The sequence below is a fragment of the Pseudomonas sp. SP16.1 genome (assembly GCF_052682975.1).
Genome location: NZ_JBQYFZ010000001.1, coordinates 3712309 through 3731232 on the forward strand (window position 1 = coordinate 3712309; position 18924 = coordinate 3731232).

Consider the following 18924-nt stretch of genomic DNA (forward strand, 5'->3'; position numbering starts at 1 on the left):
ATGCCCACCTACAAAAACGCCGCGATTAAGCGGCGTTGAAAACTTGCTTAATCCCGGACGTAAATGATTTCCGGGCCGTCGTCGTCATCTTCGTCGTCGAAGTCGTCTTCGTCGATATCGTCGACGCTGCGCACACCGGCGCGCCGCAGTGCACGCTGATCGTCCAGCGCCTGCAGGCGGGCGCGCGCCTCGTCCTCGATGCGCTGATCCAGCTCGGCCAGCTCCTCGGCGAACTGCGGATCTTCGGCGATGCGCTCACCGCGCACTTCCAGGTAATGCATGATGTCGCGGCAGATGCGCTCGGTACCGTCGCGGCTGATGGCCGAGACCACGTAGACCGGGCCCTGCCAGCCCAGGCGGGCGACGATATCGGCCTTGCGCGCCTCGCGCTCGTCCTCCGGCACCTGGTCCATCTTGTTCAGCACCAGCCAGCGGTCGCGCTCGGCCAGCGCCGGGCTGAAGCGGCCGAGTTCGTCGATGATCACCTGCGCCGATTCGGCCGGATCGCTCTCGTCCAGCGGCGCCATGTCCACCAGGTGCAGCAGCAGGCGGGTACGCGCCAGGTGCTTGAGGAAGCGGATGCCTAAGCCGGCACCTTCCGAGGCGCCCTCGATCAGGCCGGGAATGTCGGCAACGACGAAGCTCTTGAAACGGTCGACGCTGACCACACCCAGGTTCGGCACCAGGGTGGTGAAGGGGTAGTCGGCCACTTTCGGCTTGGCCGCCGAGACGGCGCGGATAAAGGTGCTCTTGCCCGCATTGGGCAGGCCGAGCAGACCGACGTCGGCCAGTACCTTCAGTTCCAGCTTAAGGTCACGCGACTCGCCCGGCTTGCCCGGCGTGGTCTGCCGCGGCGCACGGTTGGTGCTGGACTTGAAGCGGGTGTTGCCCAGGCCGTGCCAGCCGCCCTGGGCGACCATCAGGCGCTGACCGGGCTTGATCAGGTCGCCGATCACCTCCTGGGTGCCGGCGTCGATCACCGTGGTGCCCACCGGCACCGGCAGGATCAGGTCCTCGCCCTTGGCCCCGGTGCAGTCGGTGCTGCCGCCCTTCTCGCCGTTCTGCGCGTTGAATTTGCGCGTGTAGCGGTAGTCGATCAGGGTGTTGAGGTTCTCGTCGGCCACGAGGAACACCGAGCCGCCGTCGCCGCCGTCGCCGCCGTTGGGGCCACCCTTCTCGATGAACTTCTCGCGGCGGAAGCTCATCATGCCGTTACCACCGTCACCGGCCTTTACAAAAATCGAAACTTCGTCGACGAATTTCATGGATATGCCTCCCGCAAATGTTGCGGGTCAACAGAACAACACACAGGCCCTTGCCGGATGACCCCGCGCTCAAGGCGCGGCAATGCGGGTGATCGGGCAAGAACCCAAAGATACACAAACAAAAAAGCCCCGTCCTAGGGACAGGGCTTTTCCAGCGCGCCGGCGATTAGGCCTGGACGACGCTCACGTAGCGACGGCCGAAAGCGCCCTTCACTTCGAACTTGACCACGCCTTCGACTTTGGCGAAGAGGGTGTGGTCCTTGCCGATGCCCACGCCGAAGCCGGGGTGGAACTGGGTGCCGCGCTGACGCACGATGATGTTGCCGGCCTTGATGACCTGGCCGCCGTACATCTTCACGCCAAGGCGTTTACTTTCGGAATCGCGGCCGTTACGGGTAGAACCGCCAGCTTTTTTGTGTGCCATGAGTCAATACTCCTATAAAGGGATCGGGGCCGACGAATCAGGCCTGGATACCGGTGATTTTGATCTCAGTGAACCACTGACGGTGGCCCTGACGCTTCATGTGGTGCTTACGACGGCGGAACTTGATGATGCGCACCTTGTCGTGACGGCCTTGCGAAACGACTTCTGCAACCACTTTGGCGCCGTCTACGACCGGAGCGCCGATTTTCACGTCGTCGCCGTTGCCGATCAGCAGAACGCGATCGAAAGTCACGGCGTCGCCGGTAGCGAGCTCGAGCTTCTCGATCTTGAGGAATTCGCCTTCGGTGACCTTGTATTGCTTGCCACCAGTAACAATCACTGCGTACATGGTAAATCTCCGTTGATCCTGCTCACCCAGCGCTTTAGAAAAGTCGTTATTGGCTGGCATGGCTGCTCGGGGCCGGAAGTGACACCCTTGCAATTGCGTAAGGCAGGGAAATGCCCAGGGGGAAGTTCAGGGTGCGCGATTGTACGCAAGCGCAGGACGCCACGCAAGGCCCGCCGGCACTCGCCTTGACAGCCCCTACCCCGCCACCTAGCATGCCGCGCAACCTAAGGTCTGTTGCCATTGCGCCGGCGCCCACGCCAGGCACCGACGCTGCAGCGCCCTGACAATCCAACGGTAGCAGTCCCGAAATCAGGAGCACCTTTCGCCGATGCAACCCCAGGCTTTCTACCGCGTGGTGGCGGACGATTTCACCGCCGTCGACGGCATCATCCGGCAGCAACTGGTTTCGCGCGTGCCGCTGGTGGAGAAGATCGGCGACTATATCATCTCCGCCGGCGGCAAGCGTCTACGCCCGCTGCTGGTGCTGCTCAGCGGCAAGGCATTGGGTTATCGGGCCGATGACCTGCGCCTGCTGGCCGCGACCATCGAATTCTTGCATACCGCCACCCTGCTGCACGACGACGTGGTCGACATGTCCGACATGCGCCGCGGGCGCAGCACCGCGAATGCCCAGTGGGGCAACGCACCGAGCGTACTGGTCGGCGACTTCCTCTATTCGCGCTCGTTCGAAATGATGGTCGAGCTGGGCTCCATGCCGGTGATGAAGATCCTGTCCAAGGCCACGCGGGTAATCGCCGAGGGCGAGGTGCTGCAGCTGTCCAAGGTGCGCGACGCCAGCACCACGGAAGAGACCTATATGGAAGTCATTCGCGGCAAGACCGCGATGCTGTTCGAGGCCTCGACCCACGCCGCCGCGGCGCTGGCCGGCGTTTCCGAGGCGCAGAGCGAAGCCCTGCGCACCTTCGGCGACCACCTGGGCATCGCCTTCCAACTGGTCGACGACTTGCTCGACTACAAGGGCGATGCGAGCGAGCTGGGCAAGAACGTCGGCGACGACCTGGCCGAAGGCAAGCCCACCCTGCCGCTGATCTACACCATGCGCGAAGGCAACGCGGAGCAGGCTGCCCTGGTACGCCGCGCCATCCAGAAGGGCGGCATCGAGGATCTGGAAAGCATCCGCGCCGCCGTGGAGGCCGCCGGCGCATTGGATTACACCGCGCAACTGGCCCGCGACTACGCCGAGCGCGCCATCGCCTGCCTGGAGGTGCTGCCGGTCGGTGAATATCGCGATGCGCTGGTCGAGCTGAGCCGCTTCGCCGTCGCTCGTACCCATTAAGAAAGCAGCAGTGCGCACGGCGCACCCTACCAAGCCAAGCCGTTTCTGGCTTGTACGCATTAAACGGAACGCCACCCGTAGGGTGCGCCGTGCGCACCAGCTTCTGAAATAAAAACGCCCCGAACAGTCGGGGCGTTTTTCGTTCAGGCGACGCGGATTACAGACGCAGGCCGCCGTCGAGTTCGAGGATGCGACCGGTGTAGTAGTCGTTTTCCAGAATATAGGCCACCGAGTGAGCGATCTCGGCCGGCTTGCCCATACGCCGCAGCGGAATGCCGGCAGTCATCTTCTCCAGGGCTTCCGGCTTCATGCTGCCGGTCATCTCGGTCTCGATGAAACCCGGCGCTACGCCCGCCACGCGAATGCCGTAGCGCGCCAGTTCCTTGGCCCAGACCACGGTATCGGCAGCGACCCCGGCCTTGGCCGCGGAGTAGTTGGCCTGGCCCATGTTGCCGGCACGGGAGATCGAGGAAATGTTGACGATCGCGCCCTGATTGTTCAGCTCGATCATCTTCGCCGCCACCTCGCGGGTGCAGAGGAACACGCCGGTCAGGTTGACGTCGATCACCGCCTGCCACTGCGCCAGGCTCATCTTGCTCATCTCGCCGTCCTTGACGCGGATGGTCAGACCATCGCGCAGGATGCCGGCGTTGTTGACCAGGCCGTTGATGGCGCCGAAATCCTCGGCCACCTGAGCGACCATATGGGTCACCTGCTCTTCGTTGGCGACGTTGCACAAGTAGCTGCGGGCGTCACCACCGGCGGCCTTGCAGGCGGCCACGGCCTCGTCGAGCTTCTCCTGGTTCAGGTCGACCAGCGCCAGCCTGGCGCCCTTGGCCGCCAGGTACTCACCCATGGCGCGGCCCAGCCCCTGGCAACCGCCAGTGATGATGATGACTTTGTCTTTCAGTTGCATCGCTTTATCCCCTCAAGGTGCAGCATTTACCGACCCCGCCGATGCCCGCTAACCGCTATGCTAGGGCGTCTGTCCGTTTATGACGGATTCTTTGCGAGGAGTCATAAGGTGAGCGTGAAAGCCGGCAAGCATGCACGAGAATTGCTGCTCAAGGAATACCGTGGCGTGCTCAGCACCCACTCCAAGGCCATGCCGGGTTTCCCTTTCGGATCGGTGGTGCCCTACTGCCTGGACGCCGAGGGCCGGCCGCTGATCCTCATCAGTCGCATCGCCCAGCACACCCATAATCTCGGGCAGGACGCCAAATGCTCGCTACTGGTCGGTGAGCGCGGCGCGGAGGATGTGCAGGCGGTCGGCCGTCTAACTCTGCTCGCCGAAGCACGACAATTGCGTGACGAAGACGAGATCGAGGCGGCCGCCCAGCGTTATTACCGCTTTTTCCCCCAGTCGCGCGACTACCACCGGGCGCATGACTTCGATTTCTGGTGCCTGCAGCCGGTGCGCTGGCGCTTTATCGGCGGTTTCGGCGCCATTCACTGGCTCGATCACGTAGCCCTGGCCAATCCTTTCGCGACGGACGGTAGCGAAGCAGGCATGGTCGAGCACATGAACGCCGACCACGCCGACGCCATCGCCCACTACGTCGAGCTGGCCGGACTGCCCCGGCACGAGGCGGCGCAGATAGCCGGCATTGACAGCGAAGGTTTCCATCTGCGCATCGGCCTGAGCCTGTACTGGCTGCCCTTCCCCACTCCCTGCGACAATCCGGGCGCGGTGCGCCAAGCCCTGGTGCAACTGACGCGCGCCGAGCACTGGCCGACCGACGGCGCGCCTTCAGCTTGAATTAAGCGCCGAACCCCATATTAAGAATCTACGGGAAGCCCGGCTTCCGCCAAGGACACTTCGACCCATGCGTGCGTTTCTGTTTCTCTTCTTGCTGTTCCCGATCATCGAACTGGCCCTGCTGATCAAGGTCGGCAGCGCCATCGGCGTGCTGCCGACGCTGCTGCTGGTGATCGGCACCGCAGTGCTCGGCAGCGTGCTGCTGCGCATCGCCGGCGTCGCCACCGCCTGGCGCGCCCGCGAGAAGCTGGCGCACGGCGAGCTGCCCGAGCAGGAGATGCTCGAAGGCCTGCTGATCGCCGTCGGCGGCGGTCTGCTGCTGCTGCCGGGTTTCATCAGCGACATCTTCGGCGTGCTCTGCCTGATACCCTTCACCCGTCGCCTGCTGGTCGGCAAGATCCGCCGCCGCGCCGAGGAACAGGCCCTGCGCCAGCGCGCCTTCTTCGACGACATGGCAGCCCGCTCCGGACAGACCCGACGGAATGCCGCCCACCCGAATGTCCTCGAAGGCGAATACGAGCGTCGCGACTGATCCATGCAGCACCTGTAGGAGCCGGCTTGCCGGCGATCCCTCTTTGGCTGATCGCCGGCAAGCCGGCTCCTATGCAAGGCCGACAGGCTCTGGTGCTTGCCGCAAGCGCCCCCTCTGCTGTGCAAAAAATTTCACCCCCGCCCCTTGAAATGCCCTCACCCGCCCACATGTAGCAGTCACCGCAAGGTGCCTGCCCTCCGAGGCAGTCAGACTTTCGCGGTGTGCACCGCGCACCGCACCCGGCCCCGCCGGATTTTACAAACCCGCCGGCCACACAAGAGTCGGCAAGTTGGCCATCAATTGTTAGGAGAGATCGACAATGAAGCTTCGTCCTCTGCATGACCGCGTCGTGATCCGTCGCAGCGAAGAAGAGACCAAAACCGCTGGCGGCATCGTGCTGCCGGGTTCCGCTGCCGAGAAGCCGAACCAGGGCGAGATCGTCGCCGTCGGCACCGGTCGCGTGCTGGACAACGGCGAAGTACGTCCGCTGGCCGTCAAGGTCGGTGACAAGGTGGTATTCGGCCCCTACTCCGGCAGCAACACCGTCAAGGTCGACGGCGAAGACCTGCTAGTGATGGGCGAGAACGAAATCCTCGCCGTCATCGAAGCCTGATTCGCACCAGTCTCCGTTTAACCGTCAAGAATTCTGAGGATTGATCAACATGGCTGCTAAAGAAGTCAAATTCGGCGATTCCGCCCGCAAGAAAATGCTCGTCGGCGTCAACGTCCTGGCCGACGCGGTAAAAGCCACCCTCGGCCCGAAAGGCCGTAACGTGGTGCTGGCCAAGTCCTTCGGCGCGCCGACCATCACCAAGGACGGCGTTTCCGTCGCCAAGGAAATCGAACTGAAGGACGCCTTCGAGAACATGGGCGCCCAGTTGGTGAAAGACGTCGCCTCCAAGGCCAACGACGAGGCCGGCGACGGCACCACCACCGCCACCGTCCTGGCCCAGGCCATCGTCAACGAAGGCCTGAAGTCGGTAGCCGCCGGCATGAACCCGATGGATCTGAAGCGCGGCATCGACAAGGCCACCATCGCCATCGTTGCCCAGCTGAAAGAACTGGCCAAGCCGTGCACCGACACCAAGGCCATCGCTCAGGTAGGCACCATCTCCGCCAACTCCGACAACTCCATCGGTGACATCATCGCCGAAGCCATGGAGAAGGTCGGCAAGGAAGGCGTGATCACCGTCGAAGAAGGCTCGGGCCTGGAAAACGAACTGTCCGTCGTCGAAGGCATGCAGTTCGACCGTGGCTACCTGTCGCCCTACTTCATCAACAAGCCGGACACCATGGTTGCCGAGCTGGAAGGCCCGCTGCTGCTGCTGGTGGACAAGAAGATCAGCAACATCCGCGAACTGCTGCCGGTGCTCGAAGCCGTTGCCAAGGCTGGCCGTCCGCTGCTGATCGTCGCTGAAGACGTCGAAGGCGAAGCCCTGGCTACCCTGGTGGTCAACAACATGCGCGGCATCGTCAAGGTCGCCGCCGTCAAGGCGCCGGGCTTCGGCGACCGCCGCAAGGCCATGCTGCAGGACATCGCCATCCTCACCGGCGGTACCGTGATCTCCGAAGAAGTTGGCCTGTCCCTGGAAAGCGCCACTCTGGAGCACCTGGGTAACGCCAAGCGCGTCGTGCTGAACAAGGACAACACCACCATCATCGATGGTGCTGGCGCCCAGGTCGACATCGAAGCCCGCGTTGCACAGATCCGCAAGCAGGTCGAAGAAACCTCTTCCGACTACGACAAGGAGAAGCTGCAAGAGCGTCTGGCCAAACTGGCTGGCGGTGTTGCCGTGATCAAGGTTGGCGCTGCCACCGAAGTCGAGATGAAAGAGAAGAAAGCCCGCGTTGAAGACGCCCTGCACGCTACCCGCGCAGCCGTCGAAGAAGGCGTGGTGCCTGGCGGTGGCGTAGCGCTGGTCCGCGCCCTGCAGGCCATCGACGAGCTGAAAGGCGACAACGAAGACCAGAACGTCGGTATCGCTCTGCTGCGTCGCGCTGTCGAAGCGCCGCTGCGCCAGATCGTCGCCAACGCCGGCGGCGAGCCGAGCGTGGTGGTCGACAAGGTCAAGCAGGGTTCGGGCAACTTCGGCTTCAACGCAGCCACCGACACCTACGGCGACATGATCGAGATGGGTATTCTCGATCCGGCCAAGGTCACTCGTTCGGCGCTGCAGGCTGCGGCCTCGATCGGCGGCCTGATGATCACCACCGAGGCCATGGTTGCCGAAGCGGCTGACGACAAGGCCCCGGCCATGCCTGACATGGGCGGCATGGGCGGTATGGGTGGCATGGGCGGCATGATGTAAGCCGACCGGCTCCCTCGCAGTAAAAAGAACCCCGCGCCTGTCGCGGGGTTTTTTTGCGCTGCCGTTCATGACGGCCATAGTTGGCTACCGTTCGGCGCCGGTCGGATACCCCAAGAACGTTGAGGGTGGACTCAGGCACCCCGTTTGCTTATGTTTTGTTACAACCCTGAACGGCTTAGCGCCATTTCAGCAGGTGAGCGCTAAGCGCATCTCCTAAAAACAAACATAAGAAGAACAACATGCCGTTGAACACCGCGAACGATCTTTCACAGCAGGCATTCCAACATTGGTGGCAACTGCATGGCGAATGGGTGGAAGCACCCAACCAACGTCGCGGCGGCGAAAGCGGCGTGCAACGCCTGCAAAGCCAGGATGCGATCTGGTACGCCAAGCGCCAGATCGGCCACCTCTACCGCAGCCTCCTGCACCCCTGGGGCCGCCCTACCGTTCTGCGCGAACGCCGCGCGCTGTTGGCGCTGGACGCCCTCGGCGTGGCCGTAACTGCGGCGTCGAGCGCGACCCGCAACAGGGTTGGCGCGGCCTACTCGTGACCGCTGCGCTGGACGGCTTCGAAGACATCGAGTCCTGGTACGCCAAGGGCGGCCGCCAGGCCTATGGCGAAGCGCAGCATGCCCGACTACTGCAAGAGGTCGGCGCCACCCTGGCGCGCATGCATCTGGGCCGCTGGCAGCACGGCTGCCTGTATGCCAAGCACGTATTCGTGCGTTTCGACGGCGAACGGCCACGGGTGGCGCTGCTCGACCTGGAGAAGAGTCGCCGACGCCTGAGCCGGGTGGGTGCCGCGCATCACGACCTGCGCCAGTTGCGGCGCCACAGCCCCTGGTCGGCCGAAGACTGGCAGCAGTTGCTGCACGGCTATCGCCAGATATTCGCTGGCGGCATCCGCAGTCTGGGCACGGCTCTTGCCTAAATAATGAACATGCCGACCTCGCGTCGGCTTTCATCTGGCCGCCTCCGGCGCGCTGTTCGCATTTCCCCCACCTGGATGTGGCTCTGGCCCGCGCCTTTGCGCGGGACGGCGGGACGCATACGCCTCTGCGCGCAGGCCTTCCGAACCGCCAAGGTCGGCTGCTACAGGGGTGCTCGCATGGGCACCGAAGGTGACAGCACAGCGTTACCTGCACGTTTTTGGAACCAAGCCGGCGGGCATCTGTCATCCGATTGATACCCCAATGGCGCCGGCTATCTGCCACGACCGCTCGTCGCGCAGGCCCACGACCTGGCAGTGGGTGATCTAGGTTTAGCGAACAGCGTTTGGCAGCGCTATCAAGGGGTTATCGAAATGAAGTTACAAACAGCACGAGGTTTATTCCTCGGCCTGGCGCTCAGTGCCACGGCCATCGCCGCTGCCGCCTGGCAGGAACCGGCCCCGCGCGTGCTGGACGCCCGCGAATGCAGCGCCACCGTCCCCTGCCCCAGCGCGCCGCCGCGCAAGAAAATCCAGACCGAGGTCAGGCCGGACGCCAACCTGCTGGTGCTGATGTTCGGCCTGAGCGGCGCGATGAAGGGCGAGCACTGACGGCCCGCCCGATGAGGGGATTGCGCTCGACCCGGGACAGGTTGGGCGCCGCGCCCCGCAACCGCGCTGCGACCATCGACGGTGTGGCGCCGCGCCAGCATTCGCAGTAAGGTCAGGCATCTCCCTCGCAAGGATGCAGCATGGCCAGCAAGACCCCCACCTCCCGCCAGCAAAAGCACCTCGCCGTCCTGATCGACGCCGACAACGCCCCCGCCGCCATAGTCGAAGGCCTGTTCGAGGAAATCGCCAAATACGGCGTCGCCAGCGTCAAACGCATCTACGGCGACTGGACGCTGCCCAACCTGGGCGGCTGGAAGAAGGTGCTGCTCGACCATTCCATCCAGCCGATCCAGCAGTTCGCCTACACCAAGGGCAAGAACGCCACCGACAGCTCGCTGATCATCGATGCCATGGACCTGCTCTATACCCGGCGCTTCGATGGCTTCTGCCTGGTTTCCAGCGATAGCGATTTCACCAGGTTGGCGGCGCGCCTGCGCGAGGAGGGACTGACCGTGTACGGTTTTGGCGAGGAGAAGACCCCCTCCCCCTTCGTCTCTGCCTGCGACAAGTTCATCTATACCGAAATTCTTCGTGCCGACGCGGCCGAGGCAACGGAAGAACCGCCCAGCAACGGCGACAAGACCAAAGCCGTCGCTGGCGAAGCAACAGCCGCCGAAGCGGCCAAGACGCCCGCCAAGCCGAAGACGCAGAAGGTGCCGGTGGACTTTATCGCCAAGATCATCGATGACAGCAACGACGAGGACGGCTGGATTCAGCTCGGCGCACTCGGCTCGAATATCAGCAAATTGCGTCCGGCATTCGATGCCCGGCTATATGGCTTCAAGAAGCTCAGCGATTTGATCAAGGGGCATCCGAAGCGGTTTGAGTTGCAGGTGCGGGGCAGCAGTGCGACGGGTGGTGAGGCGTTGTATGTGCGGAATCTAAAGGCCACAGCGAAACAGTGAAGTGGTGGACAAGCTTCGCGTTGTCCGCCCTACGGATTTCCGGGCTTCTTGCTTTATGCACGCAATTGCAATCCGGCAACCAAAGCAGGCACAACCGCTGCCCAATGTTGTTCTCCAGGAACACCTACACCCGGTCCCTACTGCAACCCCCAAGGACACCCGATGCCAAGTTGGCTGTTCATCCTGCTACCCTCGCTCTGCATGCTGGCGCCATGCGCCGGTATCTTCTTCTACCTCAAACGACTGGAACGGGAGGATCGCAAGAGTCCCCTGGTCGATGACTTGCAGAGGCTGCCCGGCGAAACGCTCAACGAACACCTGCGCGACAGCATCTTCGAGCTCTGCGCGGCATTCGCCGCCTCGATCCTGTTTCCGGCCGTGGGCCTGCTGACCCTACTCAGTAGCTGGGTGGCTCCCGAACGGGTTCGTTTCAGTTTCACCGCTGTTTTCTCCATCGTGCTGGTGCTAGGCGGCGTTAGCTGGGCTTTCCGGAGAACGCTGCGCATCCTGCACACGATCACCACGACCAAACGTGGACTGGAAGGCGAACTGGCCACCGCGCAATTGCTGGCACCTTTGCTGGCCGAGGGCTGGCAAGTGTTCCACGACCTGCCGATGAAACGAGGAAATATCGACCACGTGCTGGTCGGCCACACCGGCGTGTACGCCATCGAAACCAAATATCGCTCCAAGCGCTTGTCACTCAAAGGCAAGGAAAGCGCACAGGCCGAGTACGATGGACGGTCTATCCGCTTTGCGGGCGGCGCAAGCGAGCACCTACCCGTGCAGCAGGCACAGGCGGTGGCCGGCGAAATGGTTGCACGGCAAGGTGGGCGAAGCGGTAAGCGTAGTTCCAGTCGTGGCATTACCTGGCTGGTACGTGAAAACCACGAAAAAGCCGGTCAATGGCCAGGCCTACGTGATCAATCCCAAGGTCCACTACCTGTTCCACAAGCGCCCCGTCCAAATGCAGGCAGCCCTGCAAGTCCGCATCTCGGCTGCCCTTAAGGAACTTGCTACTCGCCACGCTACCAGGGCCAACCAATAATGCAAGAAAACATAAAGCGCTCTCCCCTACCCTTCTCCCGCAAGCGGGAGAGGGGAACGAATAGCGACAGCTCACAATGTCGCGGCTAAGGCCTCTCCCACAAAAGGTGGCGCAACCAGCAGGCTTACCCTCACGCCCCCGCAATCAACCCCTCGATAATCCCGCGCAACTCGGGATGCTCCGGCAGCCGAATGCCGAACTCATCGCGCAACACTTCCAGCACCGCATCGACACTCTGCAGTTGTACCCGCTCGCTGTCCTGGCCCAGGCGGTGAATGGCGAAGCTGCCATTGTTCAGCGTCTTGCGCAGGCCGGGTCCGGTGCGGGCGGCAATCAGTTGGCCGAGGAACGGCGAATCCGGATGGGTGCATACGTACCAGTTGCCGACGACGTAATCGATATCCGCCACCACTTGCAGGTCGAACACATACATCGCCCGCCAGCTGCCGGCCACCAGCGCGCGCAGGGTGTAGCTGCCGTCAACCAGAGTAAGCCGATACGGCTCATGCGGCGTGGCCTGCTGCGCCTCGCTGTCCAGCAACAGCGGCGCGGTCGGCACCATGCCGCCGAAGCCGACGTCGGCGATATGGCGCACGCCATCGAGGGTCACCAGCACCAGCATATGAGTGCGGGCCGGCAGCGCATCCTCCGGCCCGCCCATCAGCACACGTCCGGTCAGGCCGCGCGCCTCGAAGCCAAGCGCCTGCAACAGCAGCAGAAACAGCCGGTTGAGCTCGAAGCAGTAGCCGCCACGCCCCTGGCGCAGCAGCTTGTCCTGGATCGCGGCGGGCTCGACCTGCACCGGCGTGCGCAGCAGGGTCGCCAGGGTCTCGAAGGGGAATTCGGCGGTGTGCCGCAGTTGCAGTTCGCGCAGGGTTTCCAGGGTCGCCGGGGGTGCCGAGGAGTAGCCCAGGCGCCGGAGATAGCTGTGCAGATCCAGCATAAACGGCTCGGTCATCGAAGCGCTTCCTTCTACTGATGGTCAGTCCGGCTGTTCAGTAGGGCGGACAACGCGAGGCTTGTCCAGCTCCGGCGCGGGCTGGCTGATATTCAAGCCTCGCCCCTGCTCCGCCGGTCAATCGAAGCCGCGCAGCACCAAGGCCAAACGCCGGCAGGTGGCTCGACACCCCCATGAGGCGGCGTTCGAGCGCATGCAGCGGCGGATGCAGGCACATCCGCGGATATGCTCAGGCGTCAGTCCATCGCCGAACAGGGGTTCCCGGGCAATGGCCGCTTCCTGCTCCGCCAGTTGCGGGGCACACGTACGGAAATGGTCTTGGCGGCCAATGCCTACCACCCGAAGCGAGCCATCAATGTGCTCGGCGTCCGTCGCTCGAGCGAACTGACGGGCTAAATCCCGCTCTCGTTTCCATGATCCCAGAACGCCAACGCCCCGAACCAGTCGGGGCGTTGGCCTAGCCTGCCGTCAGTGCGTTTCACCCAGCCTGAATCGCGCGGCTGCATGTTCTGGTGGGCAGGTTATTTCTTCAGCCCGTAGCTCTCGTCGAGCATGCCCGGGCCGTCGCTTTTCGGTGCATAGTCCTTGGGCATCTCGTAGTTTTTCGGCGGGGTCAGGCGCTCGCGCTTCTCGCCGCCCTCGCTGTCGCTCAGCGCGGCCAGCAGGCGCTGACGGGTCAGCTCGTCAAGGGTCAGGCGGTTGGCGCCGTCGGACAGGTGCTCCTGCACGTCCTGGTAGCTCTGGGTGAGTTTCTTCACCAGGCTGGCGGTGGTGTTGAAGTGGGTGACCACTTCGTTCTGGTAGGCCTCGAAACGTGCCTGCATTTCATCCAACTGCCGCTGGGTACGGCTCGGCGCGGCACTAGGTGCCAGGCGGGCGATCAGGAAGCCGACGGCAATGCCGACCACCAGGGTCAGGGCGGGTATCAACCAGGCTGTAAGGGTCTGTTCCACGAGTCCTTCCTCTCAAAACGGCTTTGCTTTACGTTAGCGGCTCGAACCTGCGCTGTATACGGCTTTGCTGTGCCGCGCAGGCAGTTTGCTAGACGAGTCGACCCGGATCGGGGTCACGGAGTTCTCTGTTGCTCAACCGCGAAACACCCGTCCTTATCCCTGGCCCGGCCGGCCAGCTCGAAGCCCTCCTGCTCGAGGTGCCCGAAGCCCGTGGCGTGGCGCTGGTCTGCCACCCCAACCCGGTACAGGGTGGCACCATGCTCAACAAGGTGGTCTCCACCCTGCAGCGCACCGCACGCGACCGCGGCTATCACACCCTGCGCTTCAACTATCGCGGTGTCGGCGCCAGCGCCGGCAGCCATGACATGGGCAGCGGCGAGGTGGACGACGCCGAGGCGGTGGCCACCTGGCTGCGCGAACGCTACCCGGATCTGCCCATCACCCTGCTCGGCTTCTCCTTCGGCGGCTTCGTCGCCGCCGCGCTGGGCGCGCGCCTGGAGCGCCAGGGCGTCGCGTTGGACAAGCTGTTTATGGTGGCGCCGGCGGTACACCGACTGACCGCCGACAATCCGCCGGCGGCCACATGCCCGCTGGTGCTGATCCAGCCGGAGGCCGATGAGGTGATCGAAGCACAGGCGGTCTACGACTGGTCGGCGAACCTCGGACGTGCCCATGAGCTGCTGAAAGTGGCAGAATGCGGCCACTTCTTTCACGGCAAGCTGACGGATCTGAAGGATCTGCTGTTGCCGCGTCTCTGAACCAGCTGCACGACAAGCGAAGCCCATGACCACCCGTATCCTCACCGGCATCACCACCACCGGCACCCCGCACCTGGGCAACTATGCCGGCGCCATCCGCCCGGCCATTGTCGCCAGCCGCGCCGCGGAGGCCGATTCCTTCTATTTCCTCGCCGACTACCATGCGCTGATCAAATGCGACGACCCGGCACGCATCCAGCGCTCGCGCCTGGAGATCGCCGCCACCTGGCTGGCGCTGGGCCTGGACACCGACAAGGCGACCTTCTACCGCCAATCCGACATCCCCGAGATTCCCGAGCTGTGCTGGCTGCTCACCTGCGTCGCCGGCAAGGGCCTGCTCAACCGCGCCCACGCCTACAAGGCCTCGGTGGACAAGAACGTCGAGGCCGGCGAAGACCCGGACGCCGGCATCACCATGGGCCTGTTCAGCTACCCGGTGCTGATGGCGGCGGACATCCTGATGTTCAATGCGCAGAAGGTGCCGGTCGGTCGCGACCAGATCCAGCACGTGGAGATGGCGCGCGACATCGGCCAGCGCTTCAACCACCTGTTCGGCAAGGGCAAGGATCTGTTCACCCTGCCCGAGGCGGTGATCGAGGAAGACGTGGCCACCCTGCCCGGCCTCGACGGGCGCAAGATGAGCAAGAGCTACGACAACACCATCCCGCTGTTCGGCAGCGCCAGGCAGCTCAAGGATGCCGTGGCGCGCATCGTCACCGACTCCAGGCTGCCGGGCGAACCCAAGGATGCCGGCGGCTCGCACCTGTTCACCCTGTACCAGGCCTTCGCCACGCCGCTGCAGCAGGCCGAGTTCCGCGCCGAACTGGAATCCGGCCTGGCCTGGGGCGAGGCGAAGAATCGCCTGTACCAACTGCTGGATAACGAGCTGGGCGAGGCGCGCGAGCGTTACAACACGCTGATCGCCAGGCCGGCCGACCTGGAGGACATCCTCCTGGCCGGCGCCGCCAAGGCGCGCAGGATTGCCACGCCGTTCCTCGGCGAGCTGCGGGAGGCGGTCGGCCTGCGCTCGTTCCGCGAGCAGGTCCAGGTGAGCGGCGGCGAGAAGAAAAAGGCGGCCAAGAGCGCGCGCTTCGTCAGCTTCCGCGACGATGACGGCAGCTTCCGCTTCCGCCTGCTCGATGCCGCCGGCGAGCAGCTCTTGCTGTCGAAATCCTTCGCCGACGGCAAGTCGGCCGGCATGGTCAATAAGCGCCTGCAGTCCGGTGAACCATTGGATGTGCGCGCCGAAGGGCAGGGCTTCGGTGTCTGGCTGGATGACGAATGCGTGGCCAGCAGCCCCGCGTTCGCCGATGCCGCGGCGCTGGACGCCGCCATCGCCCGTCTACGCGAGGCATTGGCACCGCAGGAATGACGGGGCTGTGCTCCCCTCCCCCATAAATGGGAGAGGGCGCAGAGCGTGCCAGCCATTGGTCTGGCTTGCGCCGATTGCCAATCCACGGGGGCGTCGCTAAAGTGACGCCCCCGTTTTTACTTGCCCGGCTAACGAATCATGACTCCTCTCGAGCGCTATCAGGCCGATCTCAAGCGGCCCGACTTCTTCCATGATGCGGCCCAGGAAAACGCCGTGCGCCACCTGCAGCGGCTGTACGACGAGCTGGTCGCCGCCGAGCAGGGCAAGAACGGCCTGCTCGGCAAGCTGTTCGGCAAGAAGCCGCAGGGGCCGGTCAAGGGCATCTATTTCTGGGGCGGCGTAGGGCGCGGCAAGACCTACCTGGTCGATACCTTCTTCGACGCGCTGCCGTTTGAGCAGAAGATGCGCACCCACTTCCACCGCTTCATGAAGCGCGTGCACGAGGAGATGCGCACCCTCAAGGGCGAGAAGAACCCGCTAACCATCATCGGCAAGCGCTTCGCCGACGAGGCGCGGGTGATCTGCTTCGACGAGTTCTTCGTCAGCGACATCACCGATGCGATGATCCTCGCCACCCTGCTGGAGGAGCTGTTCAAGAACGGCGTGTCGCTGGTGGCCACCTCCAACATAGTGCCGGACGGGCTGTACAGGGACGGCCTGCAGCGCGCTCGCTTCCTGCCGGCGATCGCCTTGCTCAAGCAGCACACCGACATCGTCAACGTCGACAGCGGCGTCGACTACCGTCTGCGCGCCCTGGAGCAGGCCGAGCTGTTCCACTGGCCGCTGGATGCCGAGGCCGAGGTCAGCCTGGACAAGAGCTTCAGGAGCCTGTTGCCGGAGCATTGCTCGGTGCAGGAGAACGAGGCGCTAATGATCGAGAACCGCCCGATCGTCGCGCGCAAGGTCGGCGACGACGTGGCCTGGTTCGAGTTCCGCGAGCTGTGCGACGGCCCGCGCAGCCAGAACGACTACATCGAGCTGGGCAAGATCTTCCATGCGGTGATCCTGGCCAACGTCGAGCAGATGAGCGTGGCCAAGGACGACATGGCGCGGCGATTCATCAACCTGGTGGACGAGTTCTACGACCGCAACGTCAAGCTGATCATCTCCGCCGAGGTGGAGTTGAAAGACCTGTACACCGGCGGCCGTCTGAGTTTCGAGTTCCAGCGCACCTTGAGCCGGTTGCTGGAGATGCAGTCGCACGAGTTCCTGTCGCGGCCGCACAAGCCCTGACAGCTACCGAGGCATGCAAAGGCGACCCGAGAGGTCGCCTTTTTCTTGCCTCAGTGCTGTGCGCGGTGGACGCAGGGTGCGCCGCGCACCCCGACAAACAGGAAGGCCTCCGGAGTCGCCAGAGCCTTGCTAACGGAGGCACAGGCTTCTGGTGCGCACGGCGCACCTACGGTATTTAGTTCGCCAGCTTCTGCCGATACTGGGCGAGCATCTTCTGCGCATGCGCCACTTCCAGCGCCTCCACGGCGCTGATCGGCTTGATCGCCACGGCGCGCTCGAGGTGCTCGAGCACCTTGTCCTCCTGATCGTCGCCGTACACGTAGGTCAGCGCGTTGGCGTACTCGTAATGGCCGATCGGCAGATCGTCGCGCGCCTGGAAGCTGCGCTTGAAGTAGCCTTCCATGTTGTCGGCGCTGACCCCGTAGGTCATCTTGCCGACCAGCTTGCCGACCTTGCGGATCACCCCGGCCTCGTAGCCGCCATACAGCGCCAGGGCGTAGGGCTGCTGCGGCTGCCTGGCCAGCAGCGCGTCGAGTTCGTCGGGGATCTGCGTGGTGTAGCCGCGCTTGAGTACCACCGGCACCGACAGCTCCTCGCCGAGACGCGCCTTGGCGTAGGTCCGGCCGAACTGGGCGACGGTATCGGCCTGCACCAGTTCGCCGGCTTCGTCGGTATAGGCGATCACCTCTTCCAGCAGACGATGCTTTTCCGCCTGCTCCGGCACCAGGAACATGGCGTAGATCACCTGGGCGAACAGCGCCGGAACCTGGCCACCGACCCCGAGGGCCAGCCCCTGTCGCTTCGCTTCGGCGAAGTCGCCGCGAAACATCAGACGCCAGACATCCTGCAGTTTCTGCGCATAGACCTCGGCCTCTTGCGGCTTGCCGGTGAAGCCGGTAGCGGCGCCGACGGTCTTCTCCAGCGCCTGCGGATGGCGGCTGGCCATGCTCACCACCCACTCGGCGTCGGGGAAGGGATAGTCGCCGAAGCCGCGGGTCAGCTGCGGCCAGGCCTGGCGCAGCTTGTCGCCGCTGTAGTCGTAGGCGCTCTGGTCGAGGGGGAAGGATTTCCAGTTGTCGTCCGCCACGGCGGTCAGACTGCAGGCGGCGAGCAGGGCGATAAGGGTGCGACGCATGGCGATGGACCTGTTGTTGTTATCAGTGTCCCGATCATAGGCCGCCGCCACCCGCGGCCAACCTAACCAAGGGTGGGTGGCACTTCAGTGGCTGTCCTTGTGCTGGAACTGGCGGCGGTACTGATTCGGCGACAGCTCGGTGTGCTGGCGGAACAGGCGGGCGAAGAAGCTGGCGTCGTCGTAGCCGACCTCGTAGCTGATGGTCTTGATGCTCTTGCGCGTGGAGGACAGCAGGCTCTTGGCGGTCTCGATGCGCAGCCGTTGCAGGTAGTGCAGCGGCTTGTCGCCCGTGGCCGCTTGGAACCGGCGCATGAAGTTGCGGATGCTCATGCCGTGCTCGCGCGCCACGTCCTCGAAGCGGAACTTGTCGGCGTAGTGCTCCTCCAGCCAGTGCTGGATCTGCAGCACGGTGACGTCCTGGTGCAGCTTCTGTCCGCCGAAGCCGATGCGCCCCGGGGTGTAGCTGCGCTGCACCTCGTAGAGGATGTCGCGGGCCACGCCCTGGGCCACGCCGGCGCCGCAGTAGCGCTCGATCAGGTAGATATAGAGGTCGCAGGCCGAGGTCACGCCACCGGCGCAGTACAGGTTGTCGGCATCGGACAGGTGCTTGTCCTGGTTCAGCAGCACCCTGGGGAAGCGTTCGGCGAACTCGCGGAAAAAGCGCCAGTAGGTGGTCGCCTCCTTGCCGTCGAGCAGACCGGCCTCGGCCATCCAGAACACCCCGCTGGCCTCGCCGCAGATCGCCGTGCCGGCCGCGTGCCGGCACCTGAGCCAGTCCAGTACCTGAGGATAACGGCGGCTGAGCGCATCGAAGTCGCCCCAGAAGGCCGGCAGGATGATCACATCGCAAATCTCCAGGCCGCCGTCGACCGGCACCTGGACCTTGCTGAAGCTGTTCACCGGCAGGCCGTCGGGGCTGACCAGATGGATCTCGAACGGCGGTTCATCGCCGAGCCCCTGCTGCCTGGCGTAACGGATGCCGGCCATGTGGAAGAAATCCCTGGCCTGCATCAGGGTGGAGGCGAAC

The 18924-nt window shown here is 64.0% G+C and carries 19 protein-coding genes and 2 pseudogenes; 13 read left to right on the forward strand and 8 right to left on the reverse strand.

The window, feature by feature from the left end; genetic code table 11:
* Window positions 1-47 precede the first annotated feature (47 nt).
* From cgtA to rplU, 3 genes are all read right to left on the reverse strand, one after another.
* Window positions 48-1265 carry an Obg family GTPase CgtA gene (gene cgtA / locus ACUTAF_RS17710; protein WP_445581194.1) on the reverse strand — a complete coding sequence of 406 codons (1218 nt, stop codon included), beginning with the start codon at window positions 1263-1265 and terminating at the stop codon, window positions 48-50.
* A gap of 166 nt (window positions 1266-1431) precedes the next feature.
* Window positions 1432-1689 carry a 50S ribosomal protein L27 gene (rpmA, locus tag ACUTAF_RS17715; RefSeq protein WP_031303584.1) on the reverse strand — a complete coding sequence of 86 codons (258 nt, stop codon included), beginning with the start codon at window positions 1687-1689 and terminating at the stop codon, window positions 1432-1434.
* A gap of 37 nt (window positions 1690-1726) precedes the next feature.
* Window positions 1727-2038: a 50S ribosomal protein L21 gene (rplU, locus tag ACUTAF_RS17720; RefSeq protein ID WP_037050963.1), complete on the reverse strand. Its 312-nt coding sequence runs from the start codon at window positions 2036-2038 to the stop codon at window positions 1727-1729.
* Window positions 2039-2366: 328 nt separating this feature from the next.
* On the opposite strand from rplU, the gene ACUTAF_RS17725 reads away from it, so the two are divergent.
* Window positions 2367-3335, forward strand: a complete 969-nt coding sequence (locus tag ACUTAF_RS17725; protein WP_445581195.1) for a polyprenyl synthetase family protein — start codon at window positions 2367-2369, stop codon at window positions 3333-3335.
* Window positions 3336-3492: 157 nt separating this feature from the next.
* Here ACUTAF_RS17725 and ACUTAF_RS17730 read toward each other — a convergent pair whose 3' ends face one another.
* Window positions 3493-4251, reverse strand: a complete 759-nt coding sequence (locus ACUTAF_RS17730; protein ID WP_445581196.1) for an SDR family oxidoreductase — start codon at window positions 4249-4251, stop codon at window positions 3493-3495.
* Between the two features lie 108 nt (window positions 4252-4359).
* On the opposite strand from ACUTAF_RS17730, the gene ACUTAF_RS17735 reads away from it, so the two are divergent.
* From ACUTAF_RS17735 to ACUTAF_RS17770, 8 genes and pseudogenes are all read left to right on the forward strand, one after another.
* The gene (locus ACUTAF_RS17735; RefSeq protein WP_445581197.1) at window positions 4360-5094 is read left to right on the forward strand and encodes a HugZ family pyridoxamine 5'-phosphate oxidase; all 735 of its coding nucleotides are present in this window, start codon (window positions 4360-4362) and stop codon (window positions 5092-5094) included.
* Window positions 5095-5161: 67 nt separating this feature from the next.
* Entirely contained in the window at window positions 5162-5626 is a 465-nt protein-coding gene (locus ACUTAF_RS17740) for an FxsA family protein (RefSeq protein WP_445581198.1), read from the forward strand.
* A 319-nt stretch (window positions 5627-5945) separates the two neighbouring features.
* Entirely contained in the window at window positions 5946-6239 is a 294-nt protein-coding gene (locus ACUTAF_RS17745) for a co-chaperone GroES (RefSeq protein WP_021445335.1), read from the forward strand.
* 49 nt (window positions 6240-6288) lie between these two features.
* Complete coding sequence (gene groL / locus ACUTAF_RS17750) at window positions 6289-7935, forward strand: chaperonin GroEL (protein WP_445581199.1); 1647 nt, start codon at window positions 6289-6291, stop codon at window positions 7933-7935.
* A gap of 239 nt (window positions 7936-8174) precedes the next feature.
* A pseudogene (locus ACUTAF_RS17755) lies at window positions 8175-8866 on the forward strand (lipopolysaccharide kinase InaA family protein).
* Between the two features lie 372 nt (window positions 8867-9238).
* Complete coding sequence (locus ACUTAF_RS17760; protein ID WP_445581200.1) at window positions 9239-9475, forward strand: hypothetical protein; 237 nt, start codon at window positions 9239-9241, stop codon at window positions 9473-9475.
* Between the two features lie 140 nt (window positions 9476-9615).
* Window positions 9616-10440: an NYN domain-containing protein gene (locus ACUTAF_RS17765; RefSeq protein ID WP_445581201.1), complete on the forward strand. Its 825-nt coding sequence runs from the start codon at window positions 9616-9618 to the stop codon at window positions 10438-10440.
* A 162-nt stretch (window positions 10441-10602) separates the two neighbouring features.
* Window positions 10603-11448 (forward strand): nuclease-related domain-containing protein, encoded by an 846-nt coding sequence (locus ACUTAF_RS17770; protein ID WP_445581202.1) that lies wholly within the window; start codon window positions 10603-10605, stop codon window positions 11446-11448.
* A gap of 170 nt (window positions 11449-11618) precedes the next feature.
* On the opposite strand, the gene ACUTAF_RS17775 is transcribed toward ACUTAF_RS17770, so the two are convergent.
* Window positions 11619-12446, reverse strand: coding sequence for an arylamine N-acetyltransferase family protein (locus tag ACUTAF_RS17775; protein WP_445581203.1), 828 nt, complete (start codon window positions 12444-12446; stop codon window positions 11619-11621).
* 106 nt (window positions 12447-12552) lie between these two features.
* Here ACUTAF_RS17775 and ACUTAF_RS17780 point away from each other — a divergent pair.
* A pseudogene (locus ACUTAF_RS17780) lies at window positions 12553-12842 on the forward strand (IS5/IS1182 family transposase); the annotation flags it as partial.
* A gap of 125 nt (window positions 12843-12967) precedes the next feature.
* Here the strand turns inward: ACUTAF_RS17780 and ACUTAF_RS17785 are convergent.
* Complete coding sequence (locus tag ACUTAF_RS17785) at window positions 12968-13399, reverse strand: Z-ring associated ZapG family protein (protein WP_445581204.1); 432 nt, start codon at window positions 13397-13399, stop codon at window positions 12968-12970.
* Between the two features lie 128 nt (window positions 13400-13527).
* On the opposite strand from ACUTAF_RS17785, the gene ACUTAF_RS17790 reads away from it, so the two are divergent.
* From ACUTAF_RS17790 to zapE, 3 genes are all read left to right on the forward strand, one after another.
* Window positions 13528-14157: an alpha/beta hydrolase gene (locus ACUTAF_RS17790; protein WP_445581205.1), complete on the forward strand. Its 630-nt coding sequence runs from the start codon at window positions 13528-13530 to the stop codon at window positions 14155-14157.
* 25 nt (window positions 14158-14182) lie between these two features.
* Window positions 14183-15529, forward strand: a complete 1347-nt coding sequence (locus ACUTAF_RS17795) for a tryptophan--tRNA ligase (protein WP_445581206.1) — start codon at window positions 14183-14185, stop codon at window positions 15527-15529.
* A 138-nt stretch (window positions 15530-15667) separates the two neighbouring features.
* The gene (zapE, locus tag ACUTAF_RS17800; protein ID WP_445581207.1) at window positions 15668-16762 is read left to right on the forward strand and encodes a cell division protein ZapE; all 1095 of its coding nucleotides are present in this window, start codon (window positions 15668-15670) and stop codon (window positions 16760-16762) included.
* A 175-nt stretch (window positions 16763-16937) separates the two neighbouring features.
* On the opposite strand, the gene ACUTAF_RS17805 is transcribed toward zapE, so the two are convergent.
* Window positions 16938-17897: a hypothetical protein gene (locus ACUTAF_RS17805; RefSeq protein WP_445581208.1), complete on the reverse strand. Its 960-nt coding sequence runs from the start codon at window positions 17895-17897 to the stop codon at window positions 16938-16940.
* A gap of 84 nt (window positions 17898-17981) precedes the next feature.
* The gene (locus ACUTAF_RS17810) at window positions 17982-18884 is read right to left on the reverse strand and encodes a GlxA family transcriptional regulator (protein ID WP_445582472.1); all 903 of its coding nucleotides are present in this window, start codon (window positions 18882-18884) and stop codon (window positions 17982-17984) included.
* Window positions 18885-18924: the final 40 nt, after the last annotated feature.